This is a genomic window from Gillisella vitis (assembly GCF_021559775.1).
Lineage (GTDB): Bacteria > Pseudomonadota > Alphaproteobacteria > Rhizobiales > Rhizobiaceae > Allorhizobium > Allorhizobium ampelinum.
On sequence record NZ_CP056051.1, the window covers coordinates 74,558 to 97,648 of the forward strand.

The window sequence follows — 23,091 nt, forward strand, 5'->3', positions numbered from 1 at the left end:
ATTCACACTTTCATCGCTTTGGGAATCCACAACCTGAGTCAGCCTCAACGCAGGCTGGTATTATGCCTGACATGCCTGAGGACGGCTGTCGCGCCGACGATCAGCAGCGTTCGCAGATATCGGTTCCCGGCCTTCGTGATCCTGCCGAGGCGCTCTTTTCCTCCGGACGAGTTCGATCGTGGCGTCAGCCCGAGCCATGCGGCAAATTCTCGCCCCGACCTGAAGACTGACGCATCAGGCACCGTCGCCGCCAATGCTGTGGCAGTGATTACGCCGACGCCGGGGATCGTCGCAAGCCTGCGGCCTGCTTCGCTCGTTCGTTGCCATTCGCGTATCTTGGCTTCAAGTGTCCTAACCTCGGCGGTCAGGGAGTCGATTTGCCTGGCCAAGGATACGACAATGTCAGTCACGAGTGGCGGAACGTCCAGCTCGGTCGGCTTGTGTGCGAGCACCCGCTCGACGAGCTCTGCCGTTCTTTCGATCCCGACCGGCGCCACCATGCCGATCTCCGTGAGATGGCCTCGTAAGGCGTTCACCAGCATGGTCCTCTGCCGGATGAGGAGAGCACGCGACTTGTGCACCATCAGGATCGACTGCTGCGACACGGTTTTGATTGGAACGAACCGCATGGTCGGCCGGGTCACAGCCTCGCAGATCGCCTCGGCATCCACCATGTCGTTCTTCCCCCGCTTCACGTACGGCTTCACATAAGCCGGCGCCATCAGCTTGACCTCATGGCCCATGCCTGTCAGTTCGCGCGCCCAGTGATGCGCGGAGCCGCACGCCTCCATGCCGATCAGACTCGGCTCCAGCTTGGCAAAGAATGCAAGAAGGTGCGCGCGCCGGAGTTTCTGAGCGATCACGACACGATTGCTGTCATCAATGCCGTGAACCTGGAAGACATTCTTTGCGAGGTCGATTCCGATTGTCAGCCTGGACATCCCGTTTCCTTTCCAACGTTTGATTGGTCCCTGCCGATATTCTCGGCGGTAGTGGTGGGGGTGTCCACATCATCAAGAAAGCCTCTCCCTGGCCGTCCTCCACTGCGTTTCGGCCTTTCAGGTGCAGGCCGATCGTCCCCGGTCCTATCGACTGCCATCGAGATCCTATGAGTCGCGGCGGCAACCTGTTTTGATCTTCTGGACATCAGTGCCGTTGCAGAAAGGAGCAGGATATGTCGCAGTTCGATATGCAAAATGGGGCGGATGCGATTTTCGTCTCGATAGAATTGAGCAAGAAAACGTGGCTGGTGACCTCTATTTCGCCGGGCACCGGCGAGAAGATGTCACGTCACAACGTTGACGGTGGAGATATTACCGCTCTTCGCGATCGGTTCATTCACTTGAAGTCGAAGGCCCGCGAACGCACTGGCAGAGAATGCCTGTTGGTCATTATCCACGAAGCAGGTTTCGACGGTTTCTGGTTACAAAGAGTTTTGGAGGCCGAAGGCCACGAAAGCTATGTTGTCGATGCGGCGTCGATTGCCACATCCCGCCGGCGGCGCAGGGTGAAGACTGATCGTCTTGACGGTGAAACTCTCATCAGGGCGCTGCTGGCCTTTAAGCGCGGTGAGCCTCGAGCATGCTCAATGGTGCGTATTCCATCTGATGCTGAAGAGGATCGGCGACGTATTGGCCGCGAGCGCCAGATATTGCTGACAGAGCGGATTCAACATAGCAACCGGATCAAGGGGCTTTTATTCTCGCAAGGAATTCGGGGATATAGCCCGTTTCAACGGGATCGTCGCGAACGGTTGGAAACATTGAAGACCGGCGACGGGCGCCCATTGCCGGAGCACATGAAGAGGCAGATCGGTCGCGAGCTCGATCGGCTCGAAATACTACAGAAACAGATTGCGCAGGTCGAAGCAGAACGGGACGAGATGCTGACCAGCGCCAAGCACGCCAGTCGCGAGGTCGGCATCTGACCAACATAGTGGGTATTGGCTCAGAATTCGCTGGCATGCTTTGGAGCGAAGGTCTCTGCCGCCATTTCGATAATCGCCGACAAGTTGCCGCCTATGCAGGGCTTGCGCCAACGCCCTGGCAGAGCGGATCAATCGACCGGGAACAGGGGATCGGAAAATCTGGAAATCCGCGGTTGCGTGTTACGATGCTGGAGATGGCCTGGCTTTGGCTCAGGCATCAACCCCGAACGGCGTTAAGCCGGTGGTTTAACGAACGGATCGCGCAAAGTGGCGGCCGCTTCAAGAAGGTCATGATAACTGCGCTGGCTAGAAAGCTTGTGGTGGCGTTGTGGAAATACGTCACCGCAGGGGTTGTCATAGAAGGGGTCGTACTGCGCGCATGACAAGTTCTTCGAATACCAGTTCGGCAGGGGCCTGATCAGTCCCGCCGGAACCAGGTGGACGACCGGATCGCGGCCTGGCGTACATGCCGTCATCGAGAATGGTATCGTCCTCCTGAGCCTTGCCGTCGAAAGCGGGATTATGGTGCAGCCGCCTGTGCGGCGACCGGATGTGAGGTTGATACGTGTATCAGCGCGGATCAGGAATGGGCTCAGACCTTTGGTTCATCAGGCGTGGAGCGATCTAACCAGTCCTGCCGGTCGTCGTACGGCTGTAGGGCCGATGAACAGCACCGTTCACCAGAATGATGCTGAAGGCCGTCCTGTGTTGCCTCTTTGCTGGCTGGTCTTGCCCCGGTCAGTCCTTTGACTTGCAACGGCTTCACCGACCTTCTTCCCCTGCGGCTATGCCGCATTCCTCGCGAAACATCAAGAAGCTCGTCTGCCGCCGTCCTTCGCTTTCGCTTCGGTCCAGGGATGCAGTCGGCCTGGCCCGTTGCCTTTTGACCGCCACGAGGCCGCACAGGGCGGCTTCGACAATCAGTCAGGAGACGAAAATGGCTACCATCGGCACTTTCCAGCAGTCCAACACTAACGAGTTCAACGGCGAGATCGTCACCCTTTCCCTTCAAGCCAAGAAGGTTCGCATCGTTCCCGATGCGCGCGTGAGCGGCGAAAACACGCCCAGCCACCGGGTCTTCATAGGCCGCATCGATTATGCGTAGCGCGTGATTATGCGGAGTCTTATGGCGGCGGCCCCAGTATTCCGGGGCTTTTGTGGCTGTTTCGCACCGCATAATATCGGGGTGATGTGGACGGCGCCGCCCGTATTGAGCGGCGCCGCGGTGTCGGTCAGCGCGACCAGATCAGGGCATATTTGCCATCGTCGCCTTCGAAGAGGTTGGCGTAGATGGGTGCGCTGAAGGAGGGATCGTCGAGCTTGGCCGAGTGGTAGGTCCGATCCTCCTTGGAGGTCCGGCGCCAGGCGGCACCGATCTCGACGCCGGAGACGATGACCCGCAGGTCGGGCGCCTTGTCGCTGGTGGCTGCGGGATCGCTGGGGACGAGGCGCGCCTTGGCGTCGATGGCGAGGGTCTTGATGGTGCCGGTGTAGGTGCCGTCATTGCTGAGGGTGAACGAACCGATCTGGGACATGGTGGAACTCCTGTGCTGTGTTCAAGCCCGCGACCATCGCGGCCTTGTGGCGATCGAGAGCCCTGGGACGGCCGACCCGCACCGTCAGGCCGCAGCGCATGCGAAGGACGGCGCGTAGCGATCTTGTTGTTGGGCGAGGAGCGGCGCCGCCGCGGGGAAGAAGATCGCCGGAGCGCTGTTGCGGGGAACAGGCCGGGTCGCAGACCGCATCGCGGGGCAGATCCGCCCAGAACAAGGCCCGTCGGTCGAAGGGCATCACGGCACCCGGCAGCACCACCCACAGCCGGGCGTTCGCACATTGCACGACAGCACCAGGTACAACTGCTGGCGTTCGGAATCACAGTCCACTCGGATCATAGTCCTGCTTCCACATGCAAAAGGAGGCGACATGCCAACGGGTGTTTATGTTCGGAAGAACGCGGTCGGGGACCGCTTGAAGGCGGGAATGGCTGCGGACCACGCGGCGGACTTCGCGCAATGGCTTCGTGAGCGACGCTATACGCCACGTACCATCATCGAGAAGATGCGGCTGCTTGCGAGCTGGACGCACTGGGCATGCGCGGAGAATTACACGCTCGCCGCGATCCGTGAGGCGCATGCGACATCGTTCGCCTTAATTGCAGCGGGGCAATGCCCGCGCTTCCGTGGCGACATCAACCAGGATGCGGTCGAGATCGCCAAGCTGTTCATCGCCTATCTCGAGGATCGCAGCGTATTGGTGGGCCCGCCGGCCAAGCCGGTTGCGCCGCTGGTGGCCGAGTTTGCGGCTTGGGCCCGCGAGCAGCGCGGTCTGGCCGAAACGACGCTGGCCACGTATCTCGGAACAATCACACCCTTCATCGATACGCTGGGGGACACGCCAGCTATCTACGACGCCGCAACGATCCGAGCCTACATGATCGAGCGCGCGAAAGCAGTATCGGTGGCGCGGATGAAGGGGATATCGGTCGGCATTCGCGCCTTCCTGCGCTTCCTGATCGCGACAGGACGATGCCGGCCCGGACTCGACCACGCCATGCCCAACGTTGCGGGCTGGCGGCTGGCCTCGATCCCGCGCTTTCTGCCCGATGCCGATATCGCGCGGATCATCGGGGCGTGCAACGGTGAGCGTCGCCTGCGCGACCGGGCCATCATCCTGCTGTTGGTTCGGCTCGGACTTCGGGCGAGCGAGGTCGCACGGCTCGGCTTCGGCGATATCGACTGGCGGCAGGGCAGCATCCGCCTGTTCGGCAAAGGCCGGCGCGAAGAACTGCTGCCACTCACCCAGGAGATCGGCGACGCGCTGCTTGCCTATATCGAACGCGGTCGGCCGGCGCTGGCGGTACCATCCCTGTTCATTACCGAATATGCGCCGCTGCGCCCCATCGACCGCATCACGGTCAAATGCCTGGTCAAGCGCGCCCTCAAACGCGGCGGTGTCGAAAGCCATTACAAGGGGGCACATATCCTGCGGCACTCGGCGGCTACGGCGATGCTCCGCCACGGCGTCAGCTTAGCCCATGTTGGCACTGTGCTGCGTCACCGGTCGCCGGAGATGACTGCGCATTACGCCAAGGTCGATATCGCACTTCTGTCGGCCATCGCTCAGTCCTGGCCGGGGAGGTCGCCATGCTGACCGACGATGCTGATCGCTATATCGCATTGCGCCGCTCGCTCGGCTTCAAACTGGCAAAGACGTCTCGGCACCTGGCTGCGTTCGCGTGCTATGCGGTTGACCACGGCGATATCCATGTTCGCCACGAGACCGCGATCGCATGGGCGGCGACCGTCTCGTCGACCCCGCGCAGTCACCAGCGGCGGCTTGGCGAGATCGCTCTCTTCGCACGCTTCCTGCATGCCGAGGATCGCGCCCATGAAGTGCCGCACCATCATCCCGACCCTGGTGCTGCAAAACGTCCCGCGCCCTATATCTACACATCTGCGGAACTGGCGCGCATGCTCGATGCCGCGGGCAATCTGCGGCACCAGAAGCCCAGCCCGCTCAGGCGCCACATCTATGTGATGCTGGTTGGGCTGCTGGCGTCGACGGGCCTGCGGATATCGGAGGCTCTGAACCTGAGGTTGGACGATGCGCTGCCAGATGGCGTGCTGCACATCCGGCAGACCAAGTTCAACAAGAGCCGGCTGGTGCCGATGCACGCCAGCGTGGTCGAGGCGCTGCGGGCCTATCTTGAGGTCCGTCGGCGGTTCGCCGGGGCGGACGACCATGTGTTCCTCTCGGTGGATGCCAAGCCGATGCCCCTTCGAACCGTCGAGAGCACCTTCCATGTGATCCTGCGCAAGGCTGGCGTCGGTCAGGATCGGTCGCGTCGCCCGCGTATCCATGATCTGCGCCACACCTTCGCGACCCGTGCGCTGGAGCAATGTGCGATGCGCCGGGATGATGTTGCGCGGGACTTCGTCGCACTCTCCACCTATCTTGGCCACGCGAGTATCCGGCATACCTACTGGTATCTGGAAGCCACGCCCGACCTCATGGGCGATATCGCGGCGGCTGCCGAGGCGCTGATCGAGGGAGAGATCGCATGACACCAATCGCTCCGCTCATCACCCGCTTCATGCGGGAGCACATGCCGCAGCAGCGCGGCTATAGTCCGCACTCCTGCGAAGCCTACGCGTATAGCTTCCGGCTGCTGTTCGTCTTCGCTGCCGGGCGCTTGCATACACGCCCGTCTTTGCTCCATCTCGAGCAGATCGATGCGGACATGGTGCTCGCGTTCCTGCATCACATCGAACATGATCGCGGTAACGGCGCGTCGACCCGCAACTTGCGGCTCGCCGCGATCAAGGCGTTCATGCGCTACGTCGAGCTGCGGCACCCAAACGCCCTGGAGCAGATCGCCCAGATCAACGCTATCCCGGGCAAGCGCCATGACCACAAGCTCATTCGCCACCTGACCATGGACGAGGTCCGTGCCGTGCTCGACGCGCCCGATATAAAGACGCGGCTGGGGCTGCGGGACCGGGCGATGCTGCACCTCTGCTTTGCCGGGGGCCTGCGCGTCTCCGAACTGGTCGGCCTCACCCTGGAGAACGTCACGCTGCAACCCAGTCCGAGCATCCTGGTGTTCGGCAAGGGCCGGCGCGAGCGCAGTCTTCCGCTCTGGAAAGAAACGGCCCGCGACGTGCGAGCCTGGCTTGCGGTGCGCGGAAAGCCACCGGTGACGGAGCTGTTCGTCAATGCTCAAGGAATGGCAATGACCCGAGCCGGCTTCGAGTATATCCTCGAAAAGCACGCAAAGGCCGCCGCAGCTCGATGCCCGACGCTGATCGGCCGGCCGCTCTCACCCCATCTTCTGCGGCACAGTTGCGCGGTTCTCATGCTGCAGGCCACGCGCGATATCCGTAAGGTCGCGCTCTGGCTTGGCCATGCCGATATCCGCACGACCGAGGTATACCTGCGGATGGACCCGTCCGAGAAGCTCGAGGCCATAGAGGCCGTGTTGCCGCCGGCGCTCCGTCGCGGTCGGTTCAGGGCCCCGGACGCATTGATCGCGTCGCTGATGGCCGATGCGCATACCGCGTCAACGTAAGGCGGGATGGGCGGTATGAGCATCATGGCAATGTGCGAACGCCCGGCTGTGGGTGGTGCTGCCGGGTGCCGTGATGCCCTTCGACCGACGGGCCTTGTTCTGGGCGGATCTGCCCCGCGATGCGGTCTGCGACCCGGCCTGTTCCCCGCAACAGCGCTCCGGCGATCTTCTTCCCCGCGGCGGCGCCGCTCCTCGCCCAACAACAAGATCGCTACGCGCCGTCCTTCGCATGCGCTGCGGCCTGACGGTGCGGGTCGGCCGTCCCAGGGCTCTCGATCGCCACAAGGCCGCGATGGTCGCGGGCTTGAACACAGCACAGGAGTTCCACCATGTCCCAGATCGGTTCGTTCACCCTCAGCAATGACGGCACCTACACCGGCACCATCAAGACCCTCGCCATCGACGCCAAGGCGCGCCTCGTCCCCAGCGATCCCGCAGCCACCAGCGACAAGGCGCCCGACCTGCGGGTCATCGTCTCCGGCGTCGAGATCGGTGCCGCCTGGCGCCGGACCTCCAAGGAGGATCGGACCTACCACTCGGCCAAGCTCGACGATCCCTCCTTCAGCGCACCCATCTACGCCAACCTCTTCGAAGGCGACGATGGCAAATATGCCCTGATCTGGTCGCGCTGACCGACACCGCGGCGCCGCTCAATACGGGCGGCGCCGTCCACATCACCCCGATATTATGCGGTGCGAAACAGCCACAAAAGCCCCGGAATACTGGGGCCGCCGCCATAAGACTCCGCATAATCACGCGCTACGCATAATCGATGTTATGTGGTGCACCGCATAACACGGAAATAGGCGCCGCCTGGTCCAAGCAATCTAACGAGGGTCGCAATTACCTCGGTCTCAAGCTCGACGATCCGAGCTTCACCGCTCCGATCTACGCCAATCTGGTCGAGGACGAGGACGGCCAGAATTACAGCCTCATCTGGTCTCGCCCGAGCCGTCGCGGTGCCGAATAAGCCCCGGATATGACGCCCCGCATACTGCGGGGCGTCGCCAGCCTAGGCCACTCGGCAGCTTAAAACCACAGATTGACAGGTAGTTCCTCATGTGAGGCCGCGATGGACACGGCCCGAACAACCGAAAAGGATTACGACAATGGCAACCATCGGCGAATTCACCGCTTCCGGCAACGGCTTCTCCGGCACCATCAAGACCCTTAACCTCAACGTCAAGGCAACCATCCGCGCCGTCGAGCGCACTTCCGAAAAGGGCCCTGACTACCGCATCCTCGCGGGAGCCACGGATTCGGCGCAGCCTGGAAAAAGACCTCGAACGAAGGCCGCGACTACCTCTCGGTCAAGCTCGATGACCCAAGCTTCCCGGCCCCGATCTACGCAACGCTGATCGAGGTCGAAGGCGAGGAAGGCCTCTCCCTCATCTGGTCCCGGTCGAACCGGGACTAAGACTGGAGGCCCCGCCGCGAGGCGGGGCTCTCCACTACCTGGATCACTTGTTCAGTGCATCCTTGAGCGCCTTGGCAGGCGCGAAGGTCAGCTTCTTCGAAGCCGCAACGGTCATCTTTTCTCCGGTCGCAGGATTGCGACCCTCACGCTCAGGCGATGCCTTCACTTTAAACTTTCCGAAGCCTGGGATTGAGGTTTCAGCGTCGGAGCCTGCGGCATCGGCGATGGCCTGGAACACGGCCTCGACAATGCCCTTTGCCTGAACCTTCGTCAGGCCGTTGTCGGCTGCAATCTTGTCGGCGATTTCATTGGTGGTGGTCATGGAATTCCTCGCATCTTGTTGTCAAAGATAAAATCCGTGTCAGCTTCTGACTGGATTGTCATCGGTGACGATGGGGGCGAGGATCAGATCCGCTGGATGTCCACAGGTGCTTTTGGTCGATAACCCCGTTTGCGCTTTTCGCAAAGGACGTCGAGGAACAGGTTGATAGCCTGGCTCTCATTGTCGAACAGATGCACCATCTGCTGTCCGCGCGTTCCAATCCGACCCCAGGCGCGCACTAGCGACACCTCGCCAAACAATGTCGGCTGGACAGCAAGGGCGTAGAACCGCGCCATGTTTTTTTCCGGCGCGATACGCTCGACGTAGAGGTGATAGGGCTGCGTGATCATGCCCGCAGAATCGCGCATTCGGAATTTGCCGTCCAATGACAGTTTTGAATCGGTTGGGCATCATCGATTCACGACAGTGATCCGCCGGCGCCCGGATCATCCGCACCAGCTCCGGCGCGATCCTTCCCACTTCCGAGCCAAGCCTTCGGCGACGAGAATATCGCCGACCGATCGTCGCTCGCGGTAGACAATCCTGAGCTTGCGACCGAGGCGATCTTCATCCCTGGCGGTCGTCTTGAACGAGACCGGACCCGAATTGAGGATCTCGAGCAGACGCTGTTTTGCCGCAAGTCCGCGCTCGCGTTCGCGCTCGCATCTTGGCGGGCTGAGCTCCGGCGTGTCGATGTCGGCGATCCTGATCTTCTCACCTCTAAACCAGAACGTATCACCATCCACCACGCAGGTGATACGTTGCCCGCTTCCGCAGATAGAGAAGGCTTCGCTCGCGCTGCTCGGCGGCGCTGAGGCAACAGACGCGAGGATGCCAATGGCTAAGGGGGATAGGCTGGCGACTGCCGTAAAAAGTCTCAATGTCATGTCTCCTCAGTGTCTGTCATCCCAGCGGCCTTATAGCTCTTCACTCCGTCCGCGATTTGCTTATGAAAGCGGTTTTCTCCGACGGACGCGCTCATATCCTTGCGTCGGAACCAGATGGCGCGTCCGCATCGGAGCGGCGGATTGCCCGATGTGAACACGATCTGCTCGTCAGCGCGCATGCGCAGCACCTCATGCGGCAGGATCAGTGGACGGCGGCTGAGCTGCCGGGAACGTGAGCGCGACGATCCCTTCATCCCTGACGAGCGGTTTGTCTGGTCGACCTCGACGGTCGTATCGCCGCAGCGTTTCGAGATATAGTCGGCCGTGTCGGGATCGTTGATCGCGGCAAACGAGATCCACGACGCGGATTCGAACCATTTGCTCGTCGCGTCCCGCCCGCCATAGGCCTCGCGCATCTGGCCGATGGACTGAAAGATCATCGTCAGCGTGATGCCGTATTTGCGCCCGGCGTCGCGCGCGGTCTCTAAGATCCGCAGGTAGCCGAGCCTGGCCACCTCGTCGAGCAGGAAGAGCGCGCGACCCTTCACATCGCCATTTCGATTGTAGATGGCATTGAGCAGTGATCCGATAACCACACGCGCCAGTCCTGGATGGGCTTCGAGGACCTTCAGATCGAGCGCAATAAAGATGTCTGTCCCGCCATCGGCAAGATCGTCGGTCGAGAAACTGTCGCCTGAGACGAGCGCGGCGTAGTTCGGATAGGACAGCCAGTGGGTTTCTTTCACCGCATTGGCGTAGACGCCGGAAAACGTCTCCGGCGTCATGTTGACGAAGACCGAGACGTTCTCCTTCACGAAGTCCGATTCCGACTGTTCGTAGATTTTTGTCAAGCGCGCCCGTAGCTGTGGTTCAGGCTCCGAAAGGTTCGTCCGCACACGGCGCAGCGTCTGGTCTTCCTCGTCCGTGTGACCGGATAGGCAGACGTCGGCGATCAGGGCTGTCAGAAGCTGCATCGCCGATGCCCGAAAGAAGTCGTCGCGGGCAGACGCCGAGCGCGGATTGTCGGTCATAATCCAGGTCGCGACGGCGACGATATCCTCTTCCTTCGTGCTGCCGTGTCGCCCGATCCAGTCGAGCGCATTGAAGCCGACGCCTGACGCCGAGGGATCGAGAATGATCACCTTCCTGCCAGCCTTGCGGCGATGCTCCGATGCCATCGGCGCGACCTCGCTCGACGGGTCGAGGACAACGAGGCCGCCACCCCACTTGAGCGCGGTCGGGACCGTTACAGACGTCGTCTTGAAACCGCCGGAGCCGGCGAAGACGATGCCATGCGACGAGCCGAAGGAGCCGTCGAAGCATAGGAGCGGGCTCTTGCCTCCCGCTCCCCAGGTCAACGGATCATCGGCGCGGAACGACACCGCCGCAACGCTATCGACACGATACCGTTCACCGACAACGATGCCGCCGGGATCGGGGAAAAGTCTTGCCGCCTCCTGCACTTTCATCCAGTCGGCCTCGCCATGCACCGCTCGCTTTCCCCCAATCCGCCGTGGTGCGGCTTTGGCAAAAGCTGCGTTACCCTTCATCGCCACGCGCAGTGCGAAGACGCCGGCGAGGAACGTTGTCGATGCGCCAAGCATCGTTGCGGGGTCCGCATATCCGAGCACGGATTGACCTTTCGGGATGTCGCCAGCGATCCCGGCCAGGCGAACCCCTTCACGCAGCACCGCGATCGCGACTACCACTCCACTTCCGCTGACAACACCCCATCCTGCCGCTTTGACGCCCGCTGCGCCATTCGACGCGAACAGGAAAAGCGTGCCGATCGCAGCCGCGGTCGCATAGGGCAGCGCGAGGCCGATCCGCCCGAGCATCAGCTTTGCCTGCCCGGTCTTACTGAGAGCGGCCAGCCAGTGTTCGATCCCCGCCATGAACACCAAGACGACGATCATCATCGCGGCCGGGATGACGGCGAGGAACACTTTACTCGCCGTCATGAGCGAATGCCTCCGCGCCTATCGCCGTGAGGCGCGATTGCTCCCCATCGTTGCCCTTAAGGCGGCGACCGGCATCGATCAACAGGCCAAGCAGAAGAGCCCGCTTCTCGTAGCGCAGTCCTGCCTTGACGATCAGGCCACCGAGTTCGATTTTCTCGCGCGTGTCTTTCTTTCGCGCGTCATTCGTGATCGTGCGGGCCATCCGTTCAAGCCTCACGACCGCTGCTCGCAGCAGCGCCAGTCTCGATCGTCGTGACCGTCTCACCTGCTGTCCTGCCGTCACCAGCATTTCTCTTCCCAGTCGAAGCCGCCTTGCCTCCGCGAAACCGCCCGGTGATCTCTTCGAACGCAGCCTGTAGCTCGGTTTCCTCGATCTCGATCTCACCGAGGCCGGCCTTCAGCGCGATCCTGCCGACGCGCTCCGCCTCGCGTGTTTCGGCTTGTCTCAGCTGATCCTGCAATCTGGCGATTTCTTCCCTGATCTTCAACGATGGTTTCTTCATTCCGGTCGCATCTCCCTGGAAATCCTGCGGCGTTTATCTCGCTGCAAGATTTCCCCAAAAGCACGTCCGAAGGAATGTGCAGATCTGCACGTCGGCAAAGCCGACACTTTGGAGGATGATCCCGCCGTTCCGAAGGAGCGGTTCCAAGGGCGCAATTATACGTCGCTGGCCGACGAGTTGCTGGCGGCCCTGGCGGGGCCGTCGTGGGGTTGTCGCCCCCGACGAACGAGATTCGAACCGGGAGTGTTTTACGCCGTGGCCATCGCCCATTTCTCAGCCAGTATCGTCAGCCGTGGCGACGGCCGCAGTGTCGTGCTGTCTGCTGCCTACCGGCACTGCGCGAAGATGGAATACGAGCGTGAAGCCAGCACCATCGACTACACGCGCAAGCAGGGTTTGCTGCATGAGGAGTTCATGCTTCCTGCCGATGCCCCGAAATGGGCGAAAGCGCTCATTGCGGATCGCTCTGTTTCCGGCGCCGTCGAAGCCTTCTGGAACAAGGTCGAGGCTTTCGAAAAACGCTCCGACGCGCAGCTGGCCCGCGACCTGACGATTGCACTGCCGCTGGAGCTTACACCCGAGCAGAACATCGCCCTGGTCCGTGATTTCGTGGAGAAACATATCCTGGGGAAGGGCATGGTCGCCGACTGGGTCTATCACGACAATCCCGGCAATCCGCACATCCACCTGATGACCACATTGCGGCCGCTGACCGAGGACGGATTCGGGGCCAAGAAGGTAGCGGTCATTGGTGAGGACGGCCAGCTGGTTCGCACGAAATCCGGCAAAATCCTCTACGAACTCTGGGCCGGTTCGACGGACGATTTCAACGCCCTGCGCGACGGCTGGTTCGAACGGCTGAACCACCATCTGGCCCTCGGCGGCATCGATCTCAGGATCGATGGCCGTTCCTACAAAAAGCAGGCCATCGAGCTCGAGCCGACCATTCATCTAGGCGTAGGCGCCAAGGCAATCGCGCGGAAAGCGGAACAACAGGGTGTTCGGCCGGAGCTCGAAAGGATCGAACTGAACGAAGAACGCCGCTCGGAAAACACCCGCCGCATCCTCAAAAATCCAGCCATCGTGCTCGACCTGATCATGCGGGAAAAGAGCGTCTTCGATGAACGCGATGTCGCGAAAGTGCTGCACCGCTATGTCGACGATCCCGCCGTCTTCCAGCAGCTGATGTTGCGCATCATCCTGAATCCGGAGGTGCTACGGCTGCAGCGCGACACGATCGAGTTCACGACCGGAGAGAAAGTGCCGGCGCGCTATTCGACACGGGCGATGATCCGGCTGGAAGCGACGATGGCGCGACAGGCGATGTGGCTGTCGGACAAGGAAACGCATGCCGTTTCCACGGTGGTGCTCGCAGCGACGTTTGGGCGGCATGGGCGGCTGTCGGAGGAACAGAAAGCAGCCATCGAGTGCATCGCCGGTCCGGCCCGCATCGCCGCGGTCGTCGGACGCGCGGGTGCTGGTAAGACCACGATGATGAAGGCGGCGCGGGAGGCGTGGGAGCTGGCCGGATATCGTGTCGTCGGTGGCGCGCTCGCCGGCAAAGCGGCGGAAGGTCTGGAGAAGGAAGCCGGCATCGAGAGCCGCACGCTCTCCTCCTGGGAGCTGCGCTGGAACCGCGGTCGTGACGTGCTCGACAATAAAACCGTCTTCGTCATGGACGAGGCCGGCATGGTGGCCTCGAAACAGATGGCGGGCTTTGTCGATGCCGTCGTCAGGGCAGGGGCAAAGATCGTGCTAGTCGGCGATCCCGAGCAGCTTCAGCCGATCGAAGCGGGGGCCGCTTTCCGCGCCATTGTCGATCGGATTGGTTACGCTGAACTCGAAACGATCTATCGCCAGCGCGAGGACTGGATGCGCAAGGCGTCCCTCGATCTCGCCCGCGGCAATGTCGAAAAGGCGCTGACCGCCTACAATTCAAATGCCAGAATTACCGGCGAGCGTCTGAAGGCGGAAGCGGTTGAGCGCCTGATCGCTGACTGGAACCACGATTACGATCAGACGAAGACGACGCTGATCCTCGCGCATCTGCGCCGCGACGTGCGCATGCTGAACGTCATGGCCCGCGAAAAACTCGTTGAACGCGGACTTGTCGGTGAGGGCCATGTCTTCAAAACGGCTGACGGTATCCGCCAGTTCGACACGGGCGACCAGATCGTCTTCCTGAAGAACGAGACGTCGCTCGGCGTCAAGAACGGCATGATCGGCCATGTGGTCGAGGCCGCGCCAAACCGCATCGTCGCCGTGACCGGCGAAGGCGAGCATCGCCGGCATGTCGTGGTCGAACAACACTTCTACAGCAATCTCGATCACGGCTATGCAACGACCATCCACAAGTCCCAGGGCGCCACCGTCGACCGGATGAAAGTGCTGGCATCGCTGTCGCTGGATCGCCATCTGACCTATGTGGCGATGACCCGTCATCGTGAGGATCTGCAACTCTATTACGGACAGCGATCCTTCGCCTTCAATGGTGGCTTGGCAAAGGTTCTTTCCCGGAGGAATGCCAAGGAAACCACCCTCGATTACGAGCGCGGAAAATTGTATCGCGAGGCGCTGCGCTTCGCTGAAAACCGTGGCCTGCACATCGTTCAGGTGGCGCAAACATTGCTGCGCGACCGGCTCGACTGGACGCTACGGCAGAAGGCGAAGCTTGCCGATCTTGCGGAGCGCCTTGGCGCCTTCGCCGAGCGTCTCGGCCTCAATCAATCCCTGAAAGCCCAAACGGTGAAGGAGGCCGCGCCCATGGTCGCAGGCATCAAGACATTCTCCGGTTCCGTGGCCGACACGGTCGGGGACAGGCTCGGCGCCGAGCCCGCCCTGAGGCAGCAATGGGAGGAAGTCTCGGCGCGCTTCCGCTATGTTTTCGCCGATCCGGAGACCGCATTCCGCTCGATGAACTTCGACGCGGTCCTCGCCGACAGGCAAGCAGCAAAACAGATCCTGCAGAAACTCGAAGCCGAGCCGACGTCTATCGGGCCTCTGAAGGGTAAGACCGGCATCCTAGCCAGCAAGGCAGAACGAGAGGACCGCCGTATCGCCGAAGTCAATGTTCCGGCCCTGAAGCGGGACCTCGAGCAATATCTTCGCATGCGGGAAACTGCTGCGCAGCGGCTGCAGACGGAAGAGCAGGTTATGCGCCAGCGCGTTTCGATCGATATTCCGGCCCTGTCGCCGGAGGCGCGTGTCGTGCTGGAGCGGGTACGCGATGCAATCGACCGCAACGATCTGCCGGCGGCGATGGCCTATGCGCTCAGCAACCGCGAGACCAAGCTTGAGATCGACGGCTTTAACCAGGATGTCACCGAGCGGTTCGGTGAGCGGGTGCTGTTGAGCAACGCCGCGCGTGAGCCCTCCGGAAAGCTGTACGAAAAGCTTGCCGAGGGGATGAAACCCGAGCAGAAGGAGCAACTGAAGCAAGCCTGGCCGGTCATGCGGACAGCGCAGCAGCTCGCCGCCCACGAGCGCACCGTCCAGTCGCTGAAACTGGCCGAGGAGCAACGTCTCACCCAGCGCCAGACGCCGGTGCTGAAGCAATGAGGCGGCGTAGGGTTCTGTTGTTGCTGACGGGCGCCGGCGTCCTTATGTCAGGTCTGGTGTCGATAGCGTTCTTGGGCGGGTATCGGCTGAATCTGACGACGAGCGAGCCGCTCGGGCTTTGGCGCATCGATGCGCTTCACCGTCCGGTCGCGATCGGCGATCTTGTTTTCATTTGCCCGCCGGAAACATCGGCAATCGAGCAAGCCCGCGTGCGCGGGTATTTGCGGCGTGGGCTCTGCGATGACGGGTTTGCGCCGTTGATCAAGACGATCGCGGCGCTGCCCGGTCAGCATGTCGACATCGCCGGCCACGTTGCCATCGATGGCCGCTCTTTACCTGCATCCACTGTGCGCGATCGGGACGGTGAGGGCAGACCGCTCACCCCTGATCCCGGCGGCATCGTGCCGCCGCATCACCTGTTTCTCCACTCTTCCTTTGCGAGCTCCTATGATAGTCGATACTTCGGCCCGGTTCCGGATTCCGGTCTTCTCGGCTTGGCGCAGCCGGTTATCACCTTCGATCCGTGATCGCGATGGCGATGGCTGGACGGTCGATCACTGGGAAGCCATTCTGCTGATCGCAGCTTCTATCGCCTGTGGCTCGATCGGCTGGAGCGGCGAGGTGCTTCTTTTGCCCTTCGCAATGGTTTTTCCGGCGCTCTGGGCGATGGCACCGTCGCGTATGGTCGCAGCCTTCGTGTCGGCGGGGTATTTCCTCGCTGCCTCGCGTGGTCTGCCGCAAGGCGTCGCCAACTTCTATGCCGCCGATGTCTGGCCCGGTCTTCTGCTCTGGGTCGCGGCCTCAGCGTCCTTTGTCGGTGTACATGCGGTGCTCTGGACTGCTCGTCGGGTAAAGGACGCTACCGGGAAGAGGGGAGCGGATGCGGCGAGGGCTTTGCGCTATCTGGTGTCAATGGTGCTGACAGGGCTGCCGCCCTTCGGCATCACCGGCTGGGCGCATCCGCTGACCGCAGCCGGCGTTTTGTTTCCCGGATGGGGATGGTGGGGACTGTTTGCGCTGACGGCCGGCCTGCTCGTCATGACGACGAGATTCTGGCCGGCCGCTGCCATTACGCTCGGGGCGTTCTGGCTCTGGTCCGCCGCAACATGGACACCGCTGAATCTAGCGGAAGGATGGCGAAGCGTCGACCTCCAGCAGGGGCAAAACCTTGGTCGGGACGGGTCACTCGCGTACCAGCGTGACCTGATCGCAACGGTGCGCCAGACGATTGCGTCGCATCCGGACACACATGTCATCGTGCTGCCTGAAAGCGCGCTCGGCTTCTGGACGCCGACGGTTGAAAGCTTGTGGCGGGAAGGGTTGCGTGGGCCGGACGTGACCGTGGTCGCCGGCGCGGCCAGGATTGGGGTGAAGGGCTACGACAACGTCATGGTGGCGATCTCGGCAAACGAGGCCAAGATCCTCTATCGCGAGCGTATGCCGGTTCCAGTTTCGATGTGGCAGCCATGGTTGAGATGGACGGGGGAGGGGGCGGCGCCCGCGCCCACATCTTCGACAATCCGGCAGCCGAAGTCTCAGGCACCTGGATTTTGTCACTGATCTGCTACGAGCAGCTGATCCTCTGGCCGGTGTTGCAGTCTATGCTGCATTCGCCCGATGTCATCGTCGCCACGGGCAACGGCTGGTGGACCGACGGCACGTCGATCGTCGCCATCCAAAGAGCGAGTGTGACTGCCTGGGCAAAGCTGTTCGTCTTGCCCGTCGTCATCGCCTTCAACCTCTAAAACGGGAGAATCCGGGATGGTCGATGCCGCCCTTATCAAGCAATGTGCCGATCCGGCCCTGAAGCCCGCAATTGTCGAGCAGTTCATCGCGCGTGTTGGATCGCAAGACCCGTTGGCAATCACCGTCCGGTCTGGAAGCCGCGTGGTGCTGGTGCCCAAGCCCATGACGCCGGAGGAGGCGCTGGTGCTGATCCGCGACAATCTCGGCCGCAATACCGTGCGCGTCGGCATCACCCAATATCCGGCGGGGCTCGGAATCGTCGAGGCCGGGCAGCTGAAGCCCGATCTGGTCGATGCTTGCGAAAACATCCGTATGGGCACGGCGCTCTTCGCCAAGGTCTGGCGCATCGTCATGAAGTGGTATGGCAATCCGACCGCCGCTGACGTGCTTCCGCAAGTGATGGACGATTCGATCATCGCCTGGCAGACGGGATACTTCGAGGGAACGGCGGTGTTTCGGGCGGAAGATCCCGGCGAGGGGAAAATTTCCCAACCTGCTACGATCCAGAGTGACGAGGCCGAGGCAAGCGCTCGTTCTCGCGAAAATCCAGGAGATGAAGCTCCTTCACCTGAAGACGTCTCGTCTGATCCAAACAAGGCTGGCATCAGGATCGACCTCTCGGGGATCGGGGCGCGAGAGCGTTAAGGCAGCCTCCAAAGTGCAAGAGATGGTATGCGCACCCGAGACCCCTGCAGACGGGCCGCTGGCTGCAGGATTGAACGTGTAGGATTATTGAAGGGGATCCGAAGTCCCACCACATTTTCCGCACGGTGCACGCGGAGGAGATCATGTGGTCAGAAATGCCAATCGGCAAGTATAAGGGCAAAACGCTGCCGCAGCTGTTGCTGTCGGACCCAGACTATTTCTTCTGGGCGATGGAGCAGGATGACTTTTTCAGGGGCGGCCTTGCGAAGCAGGCATCCGACATTTTTCGTAAAGTCCGCCGTATCAAAATCCCCAAACCGGATCCCGCGAACTGGCGTGTTGAGTATTTTCTAACGCCCGACGGCAAGTTTGCACATTTCGACATTGTGGAGGCGGATCGTGCACCGTACGTCGGGTCGAGCAGAACGTCCCGCTCGCCGACGCTCGATTTCGCCTATGTCCGCCAGACGCGGGACTACGACAAGCTCGGGTACAAGCACTTCATCAAGAGCTTTAAATACTTCTATTTCGGGAGTTCGGATGTGCGGCTCAACAAGGCGAAATGCGAAGCGTTCTTCGACAATCCGGCCAATTTCAGTTAACTCTCCCCCGTCCCAGGCAGGATAAATGAACGACAGCAACACGAAGCCCCTCAGCCCATGGAAAGCGTCGCGCGGTCCGATCAAGGTCGATCGATACTCGCTTGAAGCGGCCAAGGCGGTAAACGCCTTGTTGAACGAGCCAATCGCGGTGCTTCCTTCGGCCGAAGGGGAGACAGTGCTACCGTTCAGGATCGGGATCAATACTGACATTGAGAGGAGACTGAGACCGGATGCGGCACTGTCGGATCTTCGCAAAGCGCTACGCCGGTACACGCACAGTGCGGCGTATCTTTATGCGACCGCGCAGCCGGATGCCTTACGCCATGATATTGTTGGTCAACCCTGCGAGGCCGTCAGAGATGAAGATCGGCTCAACGCCCGCCAGTCTTTCCTGATCGTTCAGGAACGACGCAAGCAGCGCCGCCAGCAACGTGAAAGCGAAAATTTAGCTCAAAACTAAACCGACAGGCGCGTGAAATCATTTCTGACCGCGGTTTCGTGAAAAATTGCACGTACGCGATCTTTATCCAGACTGGTTTCTCCCTGGAATGACTCTTATAAGGGAGTTGACGCAGTACGCGCTGCGTTGCGGCTTAGAATCCGCAGATGAACGGTTGGCGCTGACCGGAATGGCGCCAGGAACCCTCTGACTTTGTGTCCGGGGGCCTGCGGCGTATGTCCAGGCTCCGGCTAAAGGTCGCAGGGCCGATTCATCTCGGATTCTAACCCCCGGCAAGGGTTCACAGGGTTCAACGTCAGCGGAGGCGCACCGCGGACCAACCAGGGTTAGGTCAGGAATGGAACTGGAAGATGCCGCAGTGACGAAGAAGGTCGAGCTCCGCCCATTGATCGGGCTGACGCACGGATTACCTCCGGCGGACCTGGAAACCATCACGATCGACGCCATCAGGACGCACCGGCAACTGGTGGAGAAAGCCGACGAGCTATTTCAGGCTCTCCCTGAGACTTATAAGACCGGAGAAGAAGCCGGCGGCCCACAGCATGTCCGATACATTGAAGCGAGCATCGAGATGCATGCGCAGATGAGCGCCGTGAACACGCTGATCAGTATTCTTGGCTTCATTCCCAAGGTCGTCGTAAACTGACCGACACCTAAATTTTATCAGGGTAGCGGATTCGCGGTTTGAAGGTGCCGCATTAGTCTTTGTCGTCGAGCCTCTCGAGGATTTCGTAGTTTTTGACCAGGCTCGAGATGCCTTCATTCAGCAAAACAAGCACAGCATCCGTCGAGATCGCGCTGATCTCGATTTTAACAAGATGGATTGGTTTCCAACTGTATTCGGGATCCTGGGCCACATCAGCTCTTCAGCTGACCAACTGCCTGACGGGCAGCGTCAATACTTTCGTAGAAGTGCTTTCGATTTTCGTCGTCAGCCCAGTCTGGCATTCGCACCGCGGATGCGGGCAAGTAACTATAGAACGTGCAGGAGAGCCCATCTGACATAACTATTCTTCCCGGTCGTAACTGCGTGACGTGAACGTTGCACTCGGTTCAAATGAGTTTTCGTCGGATCGCGAGCGCGGTAAGATGCGCCTTGGAGCGGACATCGAAGCGCTTCATGGCTTCGCGAAGCTTGACGCGGACGCTGTTGTACTTGACCCCTTCGACGTCGGCGATCTCCTCCATCGTCTTGCCGACGGCAATCCATCTCAGATAGGTGGCCTCCTTCGGATCGAGCCATGCGGCATCTTCCGCGGTAGGGGTGGTGCGGAGGAATGAGATACGGGCATGGATCTGCCCGATGGTTCCCGCGGCTGCCACTGCATCGATTTCCCGATCGAGATCAATCACCGGCTTCTCTGATGCCAGCGTGAACATCGACATCGAGCCGTTGGCAGTCTTGATGGGTATGGTGATGCCGGAGCGGATGCCGAAATCGGCTGCGTGGGCATAGAAGGCACGCTCGTCCTTCGACAGTGTCGGTCGCTCGTGCTCGCCAGACCAGGTGAAGATGTGCTTCCGGGATCTTGCGCGCTTGACGACCGGGTCGAGAGCGTCGAACTTCTTGTCGAAATAGACCGACTGCCACTCGGGATGATAGTTGGTGACGGCGGTGATGTGCCTGTGCTGGATATGGAGGTAGGCATAGCCGGTGAAGCCGAAATGATCGGCGATGTCCGCCAACCCGGTCTTCAGGATGCACTCATCGCCTTCGATCGCGGCGAGATCGGTCAGCTTTTCCAACCAAGTTTGCATTCGTGCCCTCCGTTTGACGTGTCATTTTTATTGTCGACAGTGGTCGTCCGGAAGCCAGTTGCGGTAATGACAGTGGCGTTGTTCGGGGGCAATCGCCGAAGCGCTTTTTTGCGAACAACAAGCCGAAAGCGCCGCCTTCATGCTCATCGGCCTGCAGTTTGAAGGTCGTTTTCACATATGTCGTCGAACCCGTTTTTCGCTTGCTCAGCCATTGGTCGTCTCCTCAATTTTTTGCCAGCACCAGGCCTCAAAGCGCTCTCAATCCGTCTGTCTCTACTCGCGTAAGATGTTGCACCAACAGTGCGACAACCAAAATCTCGGGTCCTCGAAAGTATCTTTCGCTGATATTTAGACATCGCACTCGCCTGCGGCGATCGTGGCAAGGCGCGTCTCACGTGTGGTGACATGCGCTCCGCCATAGCCGACTTTCGTGCTGCCCGGCACGGTTCTAGTCTGCACGACGGCGACGTCGAGCCGGACGACGGCTTCCATCGGATTGCGCGCAGCGGATGGTGCTCCGCCATAGAGCGCGATGCCGGGCCGGGCGAGGAGACCGCGATAGTCGTCGCCGAGAAAGATGCCGCCGGAATTGGCAAACGACAGGTCGTAACCCGGAAATTCGGCGGCGATCTTTCGGAGCTCCTCAAGCTGCTCGCCGTTCTGCGCGCTTTTCTCGTCGTCGGCGGAGGCCAGATGGCTCATTAGGAAGAGGATATCGACGTCCGATCCTTGCGCGACCGCCTCGGCAAGCAGGGGACGCTCTTCCGGCGGCAGGCCGAGCCGGGACATTCCGGTGTCAAACTGAACCACTATGGGAAGCCGGCGGCCGAGACGGCGCGCGGTCCTGTTCCGGTTTCGCCACTGGTCCATCGAGTTGATGACCGGAACGATGTTTTCGTAGGCGCATACATCCTCGTTGCCAGGCTGCAGTCCATTAAGAACGAAGATGCGGGCATCATACGAAAGGGCAGGGCGCAGCCTGGTCGCCTCGATGAACTGGGCAACGAAGAAATGCCGGCAGCCCTTGGCATACAAGGTCCTCGCGACGCGCTCTGCTCCGAGCCCATAGGCATCTGCCTTGACGACCGCAGCGGTATTTCCAGGTGCGGCCATACCGGCCAGCAGCTCGTAGTTTCTGCTGAGAGCGCCGAGATCGATCGTCAGATACCCCGATGCGCCCCCAACAACGCAAGCGTCCTCGATGTGCAGATCGTTCGGTCTCACCGTGTGCATTATCGCTTCCCCGGAACACAAATGTTCACGAGAACGTATTGAAACGATCGTCGAATTTCTCGCCAAAAAGCGATTGATTATTCGATTACGGCGTGATTTTAAGGGGAATGTATTGAAAAACGGAGGAATCCGCCATGTCCGCTCTGGACGCGATTGATCGCAACATTCTCCGCCTTCTGCGACTCGATGCACGGAGCCCAAATGCCAAGCTCGCTACCGAGGTGGGGTTGTCCCCATCGGCCTGCATGAGACGCATCCGGATCATGGAAAAATCCGGCATTATCCGCGGTTACACGGCGCTGGTGGACACATCGAATGTCGAGACGGCGATCGCGGTGATCATCAACATCACGCTCGAACGCCAGACCGAAGAACATCTCGATCGCTTCGAGGCGGCCGTCAGGCGCCACCCGGAAATACGTGAGTGTTTTCTGATGACCGGTGGTTCCGATTACCTGCTGCGTGTGGAGGTCGCCAACGCAGGCGAATTCGAGCGGATCCACAAGGAGATCCTGTCGACCTTGCCAGGCGTGCTCAGGATCCATTCCAGTTTTTCGATCCGGAACGTGCTGGCGACAAAGTCGAAGCGCCGCTAAATTTTCATTCGAGGCCACTGCAGCATCTCAACTTAGGTACCGGGGCGCGGGCCATTCAGTTAGCGACTTCGCCACCGATCGCTGCGGTTCTTCATGTCGATCAGCGAACTCCCGGCCAGCGTGCGACGCAACTCGGCAGCCTTGTAGCGTCGCCGATCATCGACACGCGTTGGGACGGCAGTAGGCTTGCCGGCATCATCGACGGCGACCATAGTGAAGTAGCAAGAGTTGGTGTGCCTTCGAACGCCTGTCCTGATGTCTTCTGCCTATAAACCAATTCCGATTTCCGTGGATGTGCGCCGAGCGTGATTGACCGAGGCACGTGGCCATCCCCAGGAAGCACCCTGCTTTGAGGGTGGTTTGAGCTGTCGGAATCAGGCAGTGCAGACTGATCGGTCTGTATGGCGC

Annotated in this window: 21 protein-coding genes and 8 pseudogenes; 17 read left to right on the forward strand and 12 right to left on the reverse strand. The window is 60.7% G+C overall.

Going from position 1 to position 23,091, the window contains the following annotated elements; genetic code table 11:
* Positions 1–65: 65 nt before the first annotated feature.
* Positions 66–941, reverse strand: a pseudogene (locus AVCG78_RS26295) (IS110 family RNA-guided transposase); the annotation flags it as partial.
* 233 nt (positions 942–1,174) lie between these two features.
* On the opposite strand from AVCG78_RS26295, the pseudogene AVCG78_RS26300 reads away from it, so the two are divergent.
* Together AVCG78_RS26300 and AVCG78_RS26305 are read left to right on the forward strand one after the other, a co-directional pair.
* Positions 1,175–2,310: pseudogene (locus AVCG78_RS26300) on the forward strand (IS110 family RNA-guided transposase).
* Positions 2,311–2,864: 554 nt separating this feature from the next.
* Positions 2,865–3,023: pseudogene (locus AVCG78_RS26305) on the forward strand (DUF736 family protein); the annotation flags it as partial.
* Between the two features lie 136 nt (positions 3,024–3,159).
* Here the strand turns inward: AVCG78_RS26305 and AVCG78_RS26310 are convergent.
* Complete coding sequence (locus tag AVCG78_RS26310) at positions 3,160–3,462, reverse strand: DUF736 domain-containing protein (RefSeq protein ID WP_012648963.1); 303 nt, start codon at positions 3,460–3,462, stop codon at positions 3,160–3,162.
* The gene (locus AVCG78_RS26315; protein WP_143050364.1) at positions 3,428–3,766 is read right to left on the reverse strand and encodes a hypothetical protein; all 339 of its coding nucleotides are present in this window, start codon (positions 3,764–3,766) and stop codon (positions 3,428–3,430) included. Before AVCG78_RS26315 ends, AVCG78_RS26310 begins: the two co-directional genes overlap by 35 nt.
* 84 nt (positions 3,767–3,850) lie before the next feature.
* On the opposite strand from AVCG78_RS26315, the gene AVCG78_RS26320 reads away from it, so the two are divergent.
* From AVCG78_RS26320 to AVCG78_RS26350, 7 genes and pseudogenes are all read left to right on the forward strand, one after another.
* Positions 3,851–5,077, forward strand: coding sequence for a tyrosine-type recombinase/integrase (locus AVCG78_RS26320; protein ID WP_012648964.1), 1,227 nt, complete (start codon positions 3,851–3,853; stop codon positions 5,075–5,077).
* On the forward strand, positions 5,071–5,991 hold the full coding sequence (locus tag AVCG78_RS26325; protein ID WP_041699479.1) for a tyrosine-type recombinase/integrase: 921 nt from the start codon (positions 5,071–5,073) through the stop codon (positions 5,989–5,991). The genes AVCG78_RS26320 and AVCG78_RS26325 overlap by 7 nt, the downstream gene beginning before the upstream one ends.
* The gene (locus tag AVCG78_RS26330; protein WP_012648966.1) at positions 5,988–6,995 is read left to right on the forward strand and encodes a tyrosine-type recombinase/integrase; all 1,008 of its coding nucleotides are present in this window, start codon (positions 5,988–5,990) and stop codon (positions 6,993–6,995) included. The genes AVCG78_RS26325 and AVCG78_RS26330 overlap by 4 nt, the downstream gene beginning before the upstream one ends.
* Positions 6,996–7,068: 73 nt before the next feature.
* On the forward strand, positions 7,069–7,359 hold the full coding sequence (locus AVCG78_RS26335) for a hypothetical protein (RefSeq protein WP_139192342.1): 291 nt from the start codon (positions 7,069–7,071) through the stop codon (positions 7,357–7,359).
* A complete protein-coding gene (locus AVCG78_RS26340; protein ID WP_012648963.1) occupies positions 7,325–7,627 on the forward strand; it encodes a DUF736 domain-containing protein in 303 nt (100 codons plus the stop codon). Before AVCG78_RS26335 ends, AVCG78_RS26340 begins: the two co-directional genes overlap by 35 nt.
* A 167-nt stretch (positions 7,628–7,794) precedes the next feature.
* A pseudogene (locus tag AVCG78_RS26345) lies at positions 7,795–7,965 on the forward strand (DUF736 domain-containing protein); the annotation flags it as partial.
* 139 nt (positions 7,966–8,104) lie between these two features.
* Positions 8,105–8,412 (forward strand): annotated as a pseudogene (locus AVCG78_RS26350) (DUF736 domain-containing protein).
* 43 nt (positions 8,413–8,455) lie between these two features.
* Here the strand turns inward: AVCG78_RS26350 and AVCG78_RS26355 are convergent.
* From AVCG78_RS26355 to traC, 6 genes are all read right to left on the reverse strand, one after another.
* Positions 8,456–8,734, reverse strand: coding sequence for an HU family DNA-binding protein (locus tag AVCG78_RS26355; RefSeq protein ID WP_012648969.1), 279 nt, complete (start codon positions 8,732–8,734; stop codon positions 8,456–8,458).
* Between the two features lie 83 nt (positions 8,735–8,817).
* Positions 8,818–9,102: a WGR domain-containing protein gene (locus AVCG78_RS26360; protein ID WP_041699482.1), complete on the reverse strand. Its 285-nt coding sequence runs from the start codon at positions 9,100–9,102 to the stop codon at positions 8,818–8,820.
* 78 nt (positions 9,103–9,180) lie between these two features.
* A complete protein-coding gene (locus AVCG78_RS26365) occupies positions 9,181–9,621 on the reverse strand; it encodes a thermonuclease family protein (protein WP_012648971.1) in 441 nt (146 codons plus the stop codon).
* Entirely contained in the window at positions 9,618–11,582 is a 1,965-nt protein-coding gene (gene traG, locus AVCG78_RS26370) for a Ti-type conjugative transfer system protein TraG (protein ID WP_174114561.1), read from the reverse strand. The genes AVCG78_RS26365 and traG overlap by 4 nt, the downstream gene beginning before the upstream one ends.
* Positions 11,569–11,784: a type IV conjugative transfer system coupling protein TraD gene (gene traD / locus AVCG78_RS26375; protein WP_012648937.1), complete on the reverse strand. Its 216-nt coding sequence runs from the start codon at positions 11,782–11,784 to the stop codon at positions 11,569–11,571. The genes traG and traD overlap by 14 nt, the downstream gene beginning before the upstream one ends.
* Positions 11,785–11,788: 4 nt before the next feature.
* Positions 11,789–12,085: a conjugal transfer protein TraC gene (traC, locus tag AVCG78_RS26380; protein ID WP_012648938.1), complete on the reverse strand. Its 297-nt coding sequence runs from the start codon at positions 12,083–12,085 to the stop codon at positions 11,789–11,791.
* 255 nt (positions 12,086–12,340) lie between these two features.
* Between traC and traA the strand changes: the two genes are divergently transcribed.
* From traA to AVCG78_RS26415, 7 genes and pseudogenes are all read left to right on the forward strand, one after another.
* Positions 12,341–15,643, forward strand: a complete 3,303-nt coding sequence (gene traA / locus AVCG78_RS26385) for a Ti-type conjugative transfer relaxase TraA (RefSeq protein ID WP_174089770.1) — start codon at positions 12,341–12,343, stop codon at positions 15,641–15,643.
* Positions 15,640–16,170 (forward strand): conjugative transfer signal peptidase TraF, encoded by a 531-nt coding sequence (gene traF, locus AVCG78_RS26390; RefSeq protein WP_012648974.1) that lies wholly within the window; start codon positions 15,640–15,642, stop codon positions 16,168–16,170. The genes traA and traF overlap by 4 nt, the downstream gene beginning before the upstream one ends.
* 43 nt (positions 16,171–16,213) lie before the next feature.
* Positions 16,214–17,388: pseudogene (locus AVCG78_RS26395) on the forward strand (conjugal transfer protein TraB).
* Positions 17,389–17,404: 16 nt separating this feature from the next.
* On the forward strand, positions 17,405–18,034 hold the full coding sequence (locus tag AVCG78_RS26400) for a TraH family protein (protein WP_012648975.1): 630 nt from the start codon (positions 17,405–17,407) through the stop codon (positions 18,032–18,034).
* 143 nt (positions 18,035–18,177) lie between these two features.
* Positions 18,178–18,636, forward strand: a complete 459-nt coding sequence (locus tag AVCG78_RS26405; RefSeq protein WP_041699486.1) for a hypothetical protein — start codon at positions 18,178–18,180, stop codon at positions 18,634–18,636.
* 25 nt (positions 18,637–18,661) lie between these two features.
* Positions 18,662–19,096 carry a ProQ/FinO family protein gene (locus AVCG78_RS26410; protein ID WP_012648977.1) on the forward strand — a complete coding sequence of 145 codons (435 nt, stop codon included), beginning with the start codon at positions 18,662–18,664 and terminating at the stop codon, positions 19,094–19,096.
* 337 nt (positions 19,097–19,433) lie between these two features.
* Complete coding sequence (locus AVCG78_RS26415) at positions 19,434–19,742, forward strand: transcriptional repressor TraM (protein ID WP_012648978.1); 309 nt, start codon at positions 19,434–19,436, stop codon at positions 19,740–19,742.
* Positions 19,743–20,149: 407 nt separating this feature from the next.
* Here the strand turns inward: AVCG78_RS26415 and traR are convergent, their stop codons facing one another.
* Both traR and AVCG78_RS26425 read right to left on the reverse strand, forming a co-directional pair.
* Complete coding sequence (gene traR / locus AVCG78_RS26420; RefSeq protein WP_041699488.1) at positions 20,150–20,854, reverse strand: autoinducer-binding transcriptional regulator TraR; 705 nt, start codon at positions 20,852–20,854, stop codon at positions 20,150–20,152.
* Positions 20,855–21,208: 354 nt separating this feature from the next.
* Positions 21,209–22,087 (reverse strand): annotated as a pseudogene (locus tag AVCG78_RS26425) (alanine racemase); the annotation flags it as partial.
* A gap of 134 nt (positions 22,088–22,221) precedes the next feature.
* Between AVCG78_RS26425 and AVCG78_RS26430 the strand changes: the two are divergent.
* Complete coding sequence (locus AVCG78_RS26430; RefSeq protein ID WP_012648981.1) at positions 22,222–22,683, forward strand: Lrp/AsnC family transcriptional regulator; 462 nt, start codon at positions 22,222–22,224, stop codon at positions 22,681–22,683.
* 27 nt (positions 22,684–22,710) lie between these two features.
* Here AVCG78_RS26430 and AVCG78_RS26435 read toward each other — a convergent pair.
* Positions 22,711–23,006, reverse strand: a pseudogene (locus tag AVCG78_RS26435) (acyl-CoA thioesterase); the annotation flags it as partial.
* Between the last annotated feature and the right edge of the window lie 85 nt (positions 23,007–23,091).